Source organism: Acinetobacter sp. YK3, assembly GCF_001729365.1.
GTDB classification, from domain to species: domain Bacteria; phylum Pseudomonadota; class Gammaproteobacteria; order Pseudomonadales; family Moraxellaceae; genus Acinetobacter; species Acinetobacter vivianii.
The window spans coordinates 15,994-29,423 of sequence record NZ_LZPJ01000116.1; the positions used below are offsets into that span (position 1 = coordinate 15,994).

The 13,430-nt window shown below is 43.9% G+C and carries 14 protein-coding genes; 2 read left to right on the top strand and 12 right to left on the bottom strand.

The genetic code is table 11. The annotated features are described in order from the left end of the window. Positions 1–12 precede the first annotated feature (12 nt). The 7 genes from A9Z07_RS14260 to A9Z07_RS14290 are packed head-to-tail and all read right to left on the bottom strand — an operon-like array spanning position 13 to position 6,415. On the bottom strand, positions 13–966 hold the full coding sequence (locus A9Z07_RS14260) for a PDR/VanB family oxidoreductase (RefSeq protein ID WP_062846715.1): 954 nt from the start codon (positions 964–966) through the stop codon (positions 13–15). A gap of 34 nt (positions 967–1,000) precedes the next feature. Continuing rightward, on the bottom strand, positions 1,001–1,738 hold the full coding sequence (locus A9Z07_RS14265; protein WP_069579519.1) for an SDR family NAD(P)-dependent oxidoreductase: 738 nt from the start codon (positions 1,736–1,738) through the stop codon (positions 1,001–1,003). A 9-nt stretch (positions 1,739–1,747) separates the two neighbouring features. Next, a complete protein-coding gene (locus A9Z07_RS14270; RefSeq protein ID WP_069579520.1) occupies positions 1,748–2,233 on the bottom strand; it encodes an aromatic-ring-hydroxylating dioxygenase subunit beta in 486 nt (161 codons plus the stop codon). A 10-nt stretch (positions 2,234–2,243) separates the two neighbouring features. Beyond that, complete coding sequence (locus tag A9Z07_RS14275) at positions 2,244–3,521, bottom strand: aromatic ring-hydroxylating oxygenase subunit alpha (RefSeq protein ID WP_069579522.1); 1,278 nt, start codon at positions 3,519–3,521, stop codon at positions 2,244–2,246. Between the two features lie 30 nt (positions 3,522–3,551). Further along, positions 3,552–4,076 carry a nuclear transport factor 2 family protein gene (locus tag A9Z07_RS14280; protein ID WP_069579523.1) on the bottom strand — a complete coding sequence of 175 codons (525 nt, stop codon included), beginning with the start codon at positions 4,074–4,076 and terminating at the stop codon, positions 3,552–3,554. Positions 4,077–4,117: 41 nt separating this feature from the next. Beyond that, complete coding sequence (locus A9Z07_RS14285; protein WP_062846713.1) at positions 4,118–5,284, bottom strand: acyl-CoA dehydrogenase family protein; 1,167 nt, start codon at positions 5,282–5,284, stop codon at positions 4,118–4,120. Between the two features lie 18 nt (positions 5,285–5,302). Continuing rightward, positions 5,303–6,415, bottom strand: coding sequence for an amidase (locus A9Z07_RS14290; RefSeq protein WP_069579525.1), 1,113 nt, complete (start codon positions 6,413–6,415; stop codon positions 5,303–5,305). Between the two features lie 147 nt (positions 6,416–6,562). Between A9Z07_RS14290 and A9Z07_RS14295 the strand changes: the two genes are divergently transcribed. Further along, entirely contained in the window at positions 6,563–7,030 is a 468-nt protein-coding gene (locus A9Z07_RS14295) for a MarR family winged helix-turn-helix transcriptional regulator (RefSeq protein ID WP_004771095.1), read from the top strand. A 52-nt stretch (positions 7,031–7,082) separates the two neighbouring features. Here A9Z07_RS14295 and A9Z07_RS14300 read toward each other — a convergent pair whose 3' ends face one another. The 4 genes from A9Z07_RS14300 to A9Z07_RS14315 form a co-directional block, all read right to left on the bottom strand. Then, positions 7,083–8,075: a 3-hydroxybutyryl-CoA dehydrogenase gene (locus tag A9Z07_RS14300; protein WP_069579527.1), complete on the bottom strand. Its 993-nt coding sequence runs from the start codon at positions 8,073–8,075 to the stop codon at positions 7,083–7,085. Between the two features lies 1 nt (position 8,076). After that, on the bottom strand, positions 8,077–9,183 hold the full coding sequence (locus tag A9Z07_RS14305; RefSeq protein ID WP_069579529.1) for an NAD/NADP-dependent octopine/nopaline dehydrogenase family protein: 1,107 nt from the start codon (positions 9,181–9,183) through the stop codon (positions 8,077–8,079). Positions 9,184–9,267: 84 nt separating this feature from the next. Then, positions 9,268–10,278, bottom strand: coding sequence for a helix-turn-helix domain-containing protein (locus A9Z07_RS14310; RefSeq protein ID WP_069579530.1), 1,011 nt, complete (start codon positions 10,276–10,278; stop codon positions 9,268–9,270). Between the two features lie 88 nt (positions 10,279–10,366). Then, positions 10,367–11,710, bottom strand: coding sequence for a spinster family MFS transporter (locus A9Z07_RS14315; RefSeq protein WP_004771091.1), 1,344 nt, complete (start codon positions 11,708–11,710; stop codon positions 10,367–10,369). A gap of 396 nt (positions 11,711–12,106) precedes the next feature. Here A9Z07_RS14315 and A9Z07_RS14320 point away from each other — a divergent pair, with 396 nt between their 5' ends. After that, the gene (locus tag A9Z07_RS14320; RefSeq protein WP_005256493.1) at positions 12,107–12,499 is read left to right on the top strand and encodes a hypothetical protein; all 393 of its coding nucleotides are present in this window, start codon (positions 12,107–12,109) and stop codon (positions 12,497–12,499) included. A gap of 69 nt (positions 12,500–12,568) precedes the next feature. On the opposite strand, the gene A9Z07_RS14325 is transcribed toward A9Z07_RS14320, so the two are convergent. Next, positions 12,569–13,420, bottom strand: a complete 852-nt coding sequence (locus A9Z07_RS14325) for a LysR family transcriptional regulator (RefSeq protein WP_069579532.1) — start codon at positions 13,418–13,420, stop codon at positions 12,569–12,571. Between the last annotated feature and the right edge of the window lie 10 nt (positions 13,421–13,430).

Consider the following 13,430-nt stretch of genomic DNA (forward strand, 5'->3'; position numbering starts at 1 on the left):
TGATTAAATCGCTTAAATATCCAGTACCAATCGTGCTGACTTAGAACGTGAACAGCACACCAATATCTGCTCGTTACTGGCTTTTTCTTCATCGGTAAAATACACGTCGCGATGATCAGGTTCACCTTCGATCACATCGCACATACAGGTACCGCAAACACCTTGTTCACATGACATTTCAATCTCGATGCCTTCACGCGCCAACGCCTGCAAAATGGTTTCTTCAGCATTGACCATAATGATCTTGCCACTTTGCTGCGCCACGACTTCAAATGCATCACCACCTGTTTCAACTTCAACCTGAAAATATTCCTTATGGATTTGCTGTTCGGGAAAATTCTGTGTCAGGGCTAAATTGATCACCCAATCCATAAATCCATTCGGGCCACAGGTATAAATATGACTATCTTTATCAATGTCTTGAATGGCGGATTGGAAAAACTCACGGTGACTCGCCCCTTCAGATTTAAAATGAAAGGTGGTGAAAGGCGCCAAAATGCCATGTTTAATTTCATCGACAAAAGCACAGCGCTCTGGGCTTGCGCCACAGTAATGCAGCTCAAAAGAAGTACCTTCCTGTGCCAACTGATAAGCCATCGTAATCAGTGGGGTAATCCCGATACCTCCACCCACCAACACAGCATGTTTAGATTTCACTAAAGGAAACAGGTTTTTCGGTTCACTGACCTGAATCTGCATGCCATCCTTTAAATCATCAAAGGCCGACACTGAACCACCACGTGATTCTGGATCGCGTAAAATCCCAAGCCTAAACTTACCGACATCATTCGGGTTTTGACATAATGAGTACTGACGCACCATGCCATTCGGGAGGTGCACATCAATATGCGCACCCGCTTCAATTTTGGGTAATACGGTCGAATTTGCAGATTCAAATTCCATGACTGCAACATTCCCACCTTCGACATGACGGTTTTTTACCACCACGTTATACAGTATCGTCATGATTTCTCTCCCTGATATGCATCTCGCCTAAGGCTTAACGCATAAATAATCCACCGTTAATATCCCATGTTGCCCCTGTCACAAAAGCTGCACTTGGACTTGCCAATAGCGCACAGGTCTCAGCAATAAATTCCATGCTGCCTAATGCCTTGACGGGAATATTTTGAATAAATTGCGCCATTTTTTCGTCAGACACGACGCTGTGCACAATCGGTGATTCCATTGGCCCAGGCGCAATCGCATTTACGGTAACGCCTTGGGCTGCAAACTCTTTGGCAAAGATTTTGGTCAGGGTAATAATGGCGCCTTTAGTCGCTGCATAATGCGCACCAGTGGCAGTACCGCCATTTTGTCCAGCCAGAGATGCCATATTGACGATACGACCATAACCTTGCGCTGCCATATATTTGCCAATGATCTGGCAAGACTGGAATGTGCCACGCTGATTCACTTGCGTGATCATGTCAAAATCCGCCGCGCTAATTTCTAAAACAGGCGTTGCTTTGGTCATGGTGGCATTGTTGATTAACACATCCAGTTTTGAGAATGTCTGCTGAATCCACTGCACGGCTGCATGGAAATCAGCCTCAACGGAAATATCCAGTTTCAGTGGAAATAGATTCTCTGCATGTGGGCTACGTGCTTTGGCTTGCTCTGCTTTCTCTAAAGTACTGGCAGACAGGATCACCTGATGCCCTTGCGCTGCAAAATATTCGGCAATGACATTCCCTAAACCAGAAGCGGCACCTGTGACTAAAACAAACTGTTTCATTTTTTGCTCCTAGAGAATGTAACTGATACCCGCCAAGGTATCGGTCGAGTTAACTAAATTGATAATTTTGCGGTTAATCTTAAACCCTTGTTCTGCATCACGAACCAGATGGAAAGTGACGTCAGCGGTATAATGTTTAAGATTTTCTTTGCGGAACTCACGTAAGTTTTGTGCGCAACGTAAGACAATTTCACCATCTTCATCTTTAAGAATACGAACACGTGACACACTACGTACCGTATTTGCTTTTGGAGATGCTGAAATCGCCTCGCCATTTTCCAGACGGGTAACGCGTAATTTACGCATGTGATGATCGTCATAAGCATAGTTCAGATTATTTTCATAATCCGTCAGTTTTGGATCGATCGGGATGATGTACACACCTTTTTCATTCCACAGATCCAGCCAGCTATCATGCTCAGAATGATCCAGCATATCCGCTTCTGCCCAGACAAATGCAGTCACTTCATTGAGTAAATTTAAATCGGTTTTCATGGCACTCTCCTTAAGCCGTCATCAACTTTTTCCACTGCTGATAAGCAGCACGCATCCCAGTTTCAGCACTCACATCGCTCTTTAAGCCATCTTCAGTTTTGACTTCACCTGGCAGACCGCGATTCAGCATAATCCATAAATCATTACCGGCATTGGCACCATGTTGTACACGCTCCCATGCTTCTGAATCATCTGGTGTACCGAAGCCAAACGGCCCTTGGAAATGTTCGTGTAGACGTAAACGATACTGGTTGGCAATTTGTGGGCCACCATCCATGGTAATGACGGAATGATGAATTTCAGTTTCATTGACAGAAATCGGTTGCATGACACGGAAGAACGCCATTGAGCAGGCAATATTCGGGAAGATGTTCAGGTTAAATCCAGAACCACCCACCGCACGTACAATACGGCGTACTTCCAGTTCTTCATGTCCTTCATCACGCAAGGCTTGAGCCAAGTCTTCAAAACGTTCCTGAATCGGGCGTTCCATCAACTCTTCATCCAGATCAACCAGTTCAGGAATCATCACCATCACACTGTGACCATTGCCTAAGTCTTCGACATAGCCCGGTTGATTTTCAAAGTTAAACAGTTCTTCGGTTTTTTCATCGACTGAACTTAAGAATGACTTGTGTACCAATGGGAAGTGGTAAGCATCGGTAGTATTTTCCAGCTGGATTTTCCAGTTACCCGGAAAACGGAAACGGTGTTCACCTAACACTTTGATCGGATAACCTGCGCCTTGTTTCATGAATAAATCGATCCACTTTTTCGCAGCGCCGAGGAAATCTTCTAAAGGTTCAATATCCTGTTTAAAGGTCGCGAAAATCATGCCGTTGTATTCTTCAACACGCAGGCTGATTAATGGAAATTCAGATTTATCCAGACATTCGCCATAGCTTTCAGGTGAAGGCACGCCGCGTAATGAACCATCCAGTGCATAGCTCCAACCATGATATGGGCAAACAAAACTGTTGGTTTTACCTTTTTTATGTTCGCACACGGTTGCGGCACGATGACGACAACGGTTCAGCAGAACATGCACTTTTTTCTTACGGTCACGCACCGCTACAACAGGTTGCTTGCCAATATTGATGGTCTTATAACTGCCTGCATCAGGAATCTCGCTGGCATGTGCCACCCACACCCAAGTGCTGTAATAAATCTTTTCCATCTCTTCTTCAAAGATGCGTTCATCTTTATATAAAGATGTGTGGGCACGATCACTTTGAACTAACTCGTTGTAATCCATTTCAATGTTATGCATTGGAATAATACTGTTCATATCAACTATCCTTTTCGATCTATCCATTAGTTACTGAGACGGTACTGGCAATGTGGCTGTACTATCCCAGTGAGATACAGGGCGACTAAAAATGTTTTCAGTCTGAAAATGTTTGATCTTCCAGCGACCATCGCTTTGCTGTTTAAATTGCACGGTGAGTTTGGCGGCATTTAAATGGCTACGACCATCACGGAAGGTTGAGGTTTGCAACATCAACCAACTGGCATTGGCCTGATCTGCTTCGATATACATTTGCTCTGAGCTAACAAAATGCGCATTCATGACAAAATGCGACTGCTTTTGGGTGTAGCTTTTGAACATGTCATAAATGGCTTGCCATGAAGCGTAACGACCAAAAGACTGCGCATATTTTTCGCCTATGCCTTCCCAGATGCTGTCCTGATCAAATAAATCCATCAATTCATTCAGGTTGGTATCAGCATTCAAGGCATCACAAATTTCCATATAACGGTTAATGCAGTTACGGATCGCATTTTGGGCTTCAAGCTGTTGTAGACGTTGTAATATCGCCGTTAAATCCACTTGCGCATTCATGTCATTCATCCTTGCCATTACAATCTTTAATCCAAACAGACTTATAAATAACCCGGTGCTGGTTTCATGCCAAAGCTGACCAAACCTGCATTCTGTAAAGTGGCATCGCCCATAAAGGCATGCTGGGTCACCACATTGGTATCATTCACAAAGCGGCTAAATGGGTTATGGGTATAAATCGCGGTCATGCCTGCCAGCATCTGGATTTTGCGCGTTACACGGGCACAAACACGAGCCACATGGGTGCAGGACAAACGCATATCACTGATCTGTTCTGCGCTTGGGGTACGTCCTGCCAACACTTCATTCCAGACGATTTGCATGGTGTCATAGAACCAGACGCGTGCAGCCTTAAACTCAGCTTCAGCTTGGGCAAACTCATATTGAGTCACTGGACGATTGGCAATTTCGGCCCCACCAGTAATCGAAGATTTACCGGGTGCCAGTTTTTGAAATTCTTCGAGCGCTGCGGCTGCAACGCCGATCCCCACCACGGTTAAGACCTGAGTGGCTAAAGATAAAGATGGATATTTAAAAAATGGCTCTGGGAGTTTTGAAGGTTCACCACGGACAAAAGTCCACTCCTTCGCCACCAACACATCTTTCACCACCAAATCATGGCTGCCTGTACCTTTCAGACCGACCGTGTCCCACGTCATATCGATTTGAGCTTTATTGGCTGGCATCACCGCCATACGCGGTAGACCTTGGGCTTCGTTGTCCTTTTGTGGAGAAATGCCAACACCGACAATATCTGCGCCCATACAGCCACTGGAAAATTTCCAGCGCCCACTCACCACCACACCTGCATCGGTAATTTCAGCGGGTTGTGGAGGGAAAATGCCACCTGCAAACACAATATCAGGGCTATCTTTATACAACTGCTCAAGCGTTGCTTCTGGCAAACTGCCCAAATAGGCAGGACTCATACCAAAACTCGCGACCCAACCGACTGAGCCATCGGCCTTAGACAATTGTTCGATCAATTCACAAAACTGTTTTGGAGACCATTCATTGCCGCCAAAACGTTTTGGAACCAAAGCACGGTAAACACCAATCTGTTTTAGTTTGTCGATGATGTCCTGACTGACATAGGCCTGATTATCGAACTCCCCTGTGCAGGCACGTTCACGAATTTCCTGACATAAGGCATCTAATTGCGTTGTATTGCTGTCCATTACAAATTCCTTTGTCGCTAAATGATTCATTCCCTAATTCCTTGTCATTTATTGCGCAGCTTTCACGATATATTTCGCAATCGCACACAAATATTCATCCGCATTCCGTTTCGCCACAATTTGCAAACCCACGGGTAGACCTTGTTCAGTTTCCAGTGGTACTGAAATCGCAGGATGCCCAGAAAGATTAAATGGTCGAACCAGACCAGTAAGATTTAAAAAAGCCACGGTATTTTCAGCATCAGCAACCTTAGGTGGCAGCTGCGGCAAAGTCGGTAAAATCAAGGCATCGTATTGGGTCAGCAAAGCATCAATCTCAGCGGTAAAATTTGCTTTAACCTGTTCTGCCTGTTTGACTTGGGCCAATGTGGTTTGGGCTGCTTTCAATAAACGTCCATTGACGTCAGCACCCAGTAAGCCTGTTTGAGTCAACTCACCGTAAGCCTGCCAATTTTCATAATTAATGATCTGCATGCCCGCATCGAAGGCGGCTTCAAAGCCTTCCAGCGTCACAGCTGATGCTGTCAGATTGGCTTGGTTCAGATATTGCTGGATCGTCTCAATGACGACTGAATCAGCAGCGACATTGAGCCACGCTAGTTTCGGTGCCTGTGCTAATTCAGCCTGTGCATGGAACGTTGGATCAATGATTTGCATAGCGCTTTCAATCATTTCGACTGAATTTGCAAAAGGACCAACACAATCCAGTGAACTGCTTGCTGGATGGACACCTTGACGGCTAACTCGCCCAAAGGTTGGTTTTAACCCAAACACTCCACAACATGCCGCAGGCATACGAATCGAACCGCCTGTATCCGTGCCTAATGTGAAATCTGCCAGACCAGCTGCAACTGCCGCCGCAGAACCGCTAGATGATCCACCTGGAATCAATTCAGGATATTTCGGGTTAATCGCCGTACCAAAGGTATGGTTAATCCCTGTGATCCCGAAAGCCAGTTCATGCAAATTGGTTTTCGCCGTAATTTGACAATCTGCTGCCAAAATACGCTCGACGACTTCGGCATTGGCAGTTGCGGCTTGACTCTGCATCAAGGCTTTACTGCCCGCCATCGTTTTCATGCCTTGAATATCAATGGAATCTTTCACCATGACCTTCAGTGCACCTGTACCTTTGTGTACCTCTTGTACAACAATATTCATTCACTTTTCCATGTATTTTTATAATTAATACAAATATCGGAAAAAGTAATGTAATTGTCAAGTATTTTTCATGATGAAGAACAAAGAAAATGTTTCTAATTTTTGTATAATGATCATCGTCCATTTTTATAAAGTTACGACTTGGCTATGCTTACTCATTTAGAACAATTTCTACCTAACAATGAACCGAGCAGCTTACAAAGCTATCCTTTTTTCTGGATCTCGCAGGTGAATGGTAAATACACACAGCTTATTGAAAAATCAATAAAAAAATTAGGAATCGATAATACACGTCGTAAAATTATTTTAAGTACCAATGCCCTGCAACAAGCGAGCATTACCGAGATTGCCAACCTTTCTACACTCAAACTGACGACGGCAACCAAAGCTATTTATCGTCTGGTTGAAGATGATATTGTGCAAGTTTTTTCATCAGAAGCAGATGAACGCATCTCAATGGTCAAACTAACCGACAAAGGTAAAGAGCTGGTCGAACAAATTAATCAGATCAGTCAGGTGACCTTATCTGGGATTCTGAATGCTTTTGATGATGCTGAACTGCATCAGCTGAATGGTCAATTGAAAAAACTGTTTGATTTGATGCCATCCAGCTAAAATAGCAAAAAGCCCATGTCTATTCAGAGATGGGCTTAGGTTTCAATCAAATCTATTGCTGATTGAAAATATTAAACGGCGGTTTGAGCTGATTTGCGGCGATTCGGTCTGAAAAAGTATGCAGTACTTGCTGTTTATAAGCTGCAATATCAACTTGCTGATAATTATAAAAACCCTGCTTTTCTCTCAAGCCATTACGTTGCTGTCGCATATTCTCGGCAATAATCTCAGGCGTTCGATAACGCTCCCCAAGTTCTTGCTGTAAATATTGTGAAGCATAATACAGAATATCGCCACCTCCCCAGTCAATAAATTCCAGCAAGCCCAATACAGAAAAGCGCAAGCCAAAACCAGTCCGAATGGCAATATCAATATCTTCTGCCGAAGCCACACCTTCTTCCACCATTCGCGCCGCTTCATTCATTGCTAGCGCCTGAATCCGCGGCACGATATAACCTGCTCGAGCATTACAGACCACAGGCACTTTGCCAATTGCCTGCAAGAAGCTTTTCAAGGTATTTACCGCCTCATCTGAAGTTTGCTCAGAACGACTTAACTCAACCAGCGGAATCAGATAGGCAGGATTGAGCCAATGCGCATTCACCACCCGTTCTGGATAAGAAATCATGTGCGCAATATCCGTGACCAGAAAGGTTGACGTCGTCGATGCAACAATACAAGTCGGCGTAATATATTGATCCAGCCAAGTAAAAATATCTTCTTTGGCTTGCCTGACCTCGGGTACACCTTCCATCACCAGATCACAGTGCGCTAAGACCGATATTGAAGCCTCGCGAGTTAAAATTTTAATCTGATCCAGAATAAATACGGTTTGTTCAGATTGAATAAACTGGATACTTTCCAGCAACTGCAATTCTTGTTTTAAGTCGGTATGGATCTGAGCCTGATATTGCTCAAACTCAGCCTCCGTGCGTTGTCGAGCATCGATTAAAGCCACGTTTAATCCCGCATAGGCAAAGGCAATTGCAATGGCTTTGCCCATTCGCCCAGCGCCGAGTACGGCAACCTGTTGAATTGGGTTCATCCTAGACTCCTTGCTGCAAAGTCGCTTGCAACTCAGCTTTGCTTTTATCTGCCAGCCCCAGATTCTCAAACGTCCGTCCGTCCTGATACAAATCCTTGCCTGTCACCGCAGAAGCAATATTCAGTAGTCCTTCTGCCACTGGGGTAGCGACACCAGCCCAACGTCCCACTGATACCAGAAAGGATAGCCCCAGACGCGTATCTTCCAGCATATAACGATGTGTCTGTAAGTTGATGTCCTCACGCCAGTCACCACTATCTGTTAATTTGCCATGTGCCCCACGGCCATACATCCATTCATCGCCTTCTCCATCTTTATTGTAGTGGTCTGCCAGCGGAAAATGCGGTGCAGAATAACCCAAAGCTTCACGTACATGCATACGCTCTGCGTCAAGCTGATTGGTGACACGGCGAATCGACGGTTGTGTGCCTTCATTATGAATATCCCAAGCCTCAAAATGTTCCAGTGGCCCCGCGTTCATCAAAATCAACGGTGGATGAATAATCGGGCCAGCATTCATTAATGCACCACTCAAGCTGTCTTCAATTGGCTCAACACTTGGATACGCCTGTTTTAAAATTTGGAATGCATGCTGGGACAAATTGCTTGGCAATACCCCCGTTGGTAAACGGGTTGCATAGCCACTCACCACGATCTGATTCACCCCGTGCTTACGTACCAAATACGGTAAGGTTCCTGTTTCGGCAAAAGCCACTTGTGCTGTGTTACCTGCCTCGCGCATGGCTTTGGCAAAAATAAAAGTACCAAAGGTTGCAGGCGGTAAATACACCACTTGGCCCGCTTGAAAGAAAGGTGCAGCCTGCTGAGCCAAATCCAGATGTGTGGTTGCGGGTAAAGGAATAATAATCAGCTCGGCATGCTGAATGGCATGTTGTAAATCATCGGTCAGATTAATCTGACTCTGTTCAAAACCGACTGTGACGCTACGATCTCCTTGATAATCTTTAATCTTGAGTTCGCCTGTTGCCGCCAACTGTTGCAATGCGTCGCGGTCACGGCGCCATAATTTCACATCATGGCCTTTTTCTGCCATTTCCGCCGCTGCTGCATAACATCCGTGTCCACCGCCGAGTACTGTAATTTTCATGTGCGTTCCTGCTACTTGATTTGTTATTCAGCATAGAATGGTCAACGTAAACGGGCTTATCCAAATGCGCAGTGATTATTCCATTTACGACAGTGTTTCACCCAGTTGCACAGGATTCGTTTTTAAGGTGTGTGAAGGCAGACAGCCGAAGCGCTTTTTATACAAGGTAGAGAAATGCCCAAAACTTTGAATGCCATGATCCAGTAAAATATCGGTCACAGTTTGATGTTCCACGGCTTGCTGTAAAGCGGAATGTACCCGTTCCAGACGTTGCTCACGGATATATTCGACGGGTGTCTGCTGTAGATATTGGCTAAAGCCCTTTTGTAGACTTCGGATCGATACCTCACAATATTGACTCAACGTTGCTAGCGAAATCGCTTGATGCAGATTGTCCTGAATATACTGCTGCGCTTTTTTGATATAGCCTGGCACAAGCTGCTGACGCTGTGCATTCAACTGCTCACTATAATTATTGGGGATTTTAAGCAAAATCAGCTCAATCAGGTATTGAGTAAAACTGGCTGAAATAAAGCTCCAGTTCTGAATATTGTAATAAGCATGACAGAGATAATTCAGCGTTTCTACAATTGAACTGATCCCTTCCGCAGTACAAGATAAACCGCTATCAAACCAGACTGGTGCCTGACTGGTATGGCCCAGCATTTTAAACAGCTGGGTTTCGATCTCCTGTTTGGACAATTTCAAAATAATATTACGGCAATGCTGATTGGTGACAATCTGCTGTCGGGTATGCGGATGAGTGACCGACATAATACCTACGGATTGTAGCAGTTGCTGGTTTGCTGCCCCGACCTGACATTGCCCTTCCTGCGTAATCCTGAACAGGTAAAAACTCGAACTGTCATCAATACAGATCACCACGGGTGCACTATATTTCAGATCATACAGCGCCCCATTCCCAAAACTAAAACCATTTAAGCGCGTGTTAAGCGGCTCTTGTGTCTCAACATCAAAACGATGCGGACATAGGTAATGACTGATTTGATCTTTAATGGTCTGGTAATCATTGGACTGAAATAATAAAAATTCATCCAGATAATGCAAAGGATCCAGTTTAAACGTCGCTTGCATCACTTCACTCCCTTGTTATGAATGTCACGGGCAAAGCACAAAGCCCATTGCAAAAGAATGGGCTCTTAACACTTGCACTTTGATCAGATCAAGAAGCATGTTCCTGTTGCATACTGTCGCTAAATGCCTGACAGCCTTTTTTCAATAGAATGAAGGCTAGTACACAAGAGATCGTCCCGACAATTGACAGTGACATTCCAACCATCAATGGATTTTCAAAGATTTTATCGGTAATCAATGCCACCAATGTGGTGCCAATCCCGACCGCAACCAGATTACTAATCAACAAGAAAACTGCTGAAATTTGTGCACGTAATTGATTCGGCGCCAGCATTTGCATGGCGGTGGTTGAGATCGGCATCGGGAAGGAAGCAAAGAACATCGCAGGCACCAGAAACACCACCGACAACCACAACTCATTCACTTGCGTAAACACCATCATCGGGATAATTAAACCGACAATACCAATCACGCCCGTAATCATTGGGGCATCCTTACGACCCTTCTGAATAAACCAGTCATTCAACCAACCCGCACAGAATACGCCTAGAATATTAGCCACCAATAACACACTGCCCAGCATATAACCCGCTTCAGTCGGGGTTAAACCAAACTTACGCATATAAAATGCGGGCGACCAGCTGATCAGGCAATACAAAGCCATTGCGTAGAAGGTAAAGCCTAAATAATGACATTTAAAAGTACGGCCATGCTTTTTGATAAACTTAAACGCATCTTTCATGCTGGTCTTTTCAACCTGCCCCTGTGCATTTAAACGTTGGCCTTTACGCTGCGGCTCTCTTACCGTCAATAAAACCAGTAAACCGATAAATACCCCAGGTAGACCGACAATAATAAATGCAGCTTGCCATGCCTTGAGTGCACCAAAAACTGGAACCATGATGGTATCCATATTTTTCAGTAAACCAATCACATAACCACCCACCAGAAAAGCAATACCGCCACCAACGAAGGAACCTATCGAATACACCGCCACCGCACGGCCCAGCTTGTCTTTACTAAACATATCGCTAAACATCGAATAAGCCGCAGGTGACAAAGCAGCTTCGCCCACACCCACACCCATACGACTCAAAAACAGTTGAATAAAGTTTTTACTTAGACCACAAAATGCCGTTGCAATACTCCAGAACACCACCCCGATAGCAATGATTTTTGGACGTGAAAAACGGTCTGCTAGATAAGCCAGCGGCAAGCCCATAAAGGCATAAAACAATGAAAAGGCCAAACCATGTAATAAACTGAACTGTGTATCGGAAAGACCAAGATCGGCTTTGATTGGCTCAATCATCAGCGCGAGTATTTGCCGGTCGATAAATGAAAATATGTAGGCCAACATGCAGAGTAATACCACATACCATGCATATATATTTGAGTGAGCACGTGTTGGCTCTGTTGAATGCGTATCCATCTTGCTTCCTTGTCAATGTATTTTTATGCGTCTTCTTATTGAAGGCTCCGTTGACCAGAACTCATCTCCTTTTCTGGCAGACCTTCAATAAGGTAAATTTCCTCCTTCTATAATTATTATTTTTACATGGAATTTTCCATAATATTTTGGGTATAAAGTTATACCTTTTTTACCAATTCAGCACGCAATATTTATCATTTTACTGTGGAGTAAAGATTAAAAAATGGTTTTAATAACACTAAGCAATTGATAAATTAGTTCTTATTTCAGAAACAAGGTTAAACTTGAGTCGACCTCAACAAAGGAAATTCAAATTTATTTTAAAATGATATTGAATTTTACATTTATTTTTGTTTTAAAATAAAGCGAGATAATCAATTTTCAATGGAAATGAACATGGCTCTTATCAAAGAACAGGCAATCGAAAGCATCCATAGCATGCACGTCCTGATCGAGAAGATTTTTAGCGGAAAACACTCAGAACAAGACCTTCCCCTACTGATTGACTATTTTGCCGATCACTTTGAAATGGTCGGTGCAGCAGGCAAACGTATTTCATTAGAAGAAGTTAAAGGTTTATTTGCGAATAATCAGGGAAAAATGCCTGATATCCAGATTGAAATCTATGATGAGCAGATTTTAATGCAAAAACCAGATGCCATTGTTCTCACTTATACAGAAAAACATACCAAAGCGTCTGGCATTCTGATCCGCCGCTCTTGTGCATTGATTGAAGAAATTGATGGCAAAATGTTGTGGAGCTATTTGCAAGAAACGTTCTTACCTTAAATCAACACGGTGACTGGTTCAAACGCAGTCATTCATGAGTAATCATGAAATATTGGGTTTGAACCGAAATCATTCATTTAATTTTCGCTCCAGCCATTCAATTAAATCGTGTGTCTTACGATTGCTGAGCTTGTCTTTATCTGGAATGTAATAACACAGTTCTGACTGAATCGACTGAGTCTGACATTGCTGGATCTGTTGCATTTTTAGTAATCGACTCATTAACGTGGTAGAGGCAAATACAAATCCATTGCCAGCCAGTGCTTCCTGAATGCCAAACAGTTCCTGATCAAAAGTTTTCACGATAAATTTTGAGGGTTCTATGCCATTTAGCGCACACCATTTTTCTAAAGGGGGTGCAGCCAATGTCTTGTTTTTCCACGCTGTAGTAAAAATCACAATAGGTTCATCGCCAGCAGCAAGCGGATCAATCTGTTGTCGGCCAAACAGATTAAATGTTTCGTAGCGAATAACCTCTGAAGCAGGCACCGTCGCAATATTGCCCAAACGTACAGGCAAATTATAGAGTTGCTGGTCTAAGGCCTCTCCTGTTGAAACCTCTACAGAAATATCGGGATGGATCAAAGAAAACTCATGCAATGCTGGGATTAAAATCAAAGCCGCTAAAGATGAAGTCGTCGTTACTTTCAGCACATTGCTCGCTAGCCTAACCTCTTCCACAGCATTCTCAATTGTTCTAAATCCTTGCGAAATCTGCTTCGCTAATTTTTCCCCGATCTCGGTGAGGACAATTTTTCTAACTTCGCGATGGAATAAATCAACACTTAACCGATGCTCAAGCTTGGCAACATGATGCGAAATCGCAGTAGGTGTCAGCGAAAGTTCCTCAGCTGCCAGTTTAAAGCTGCCTAAGCGCGCGGCTGACTCGAATGCTTTTAATGCCTGTAAAGAAACGTGCATGCCACGCTCC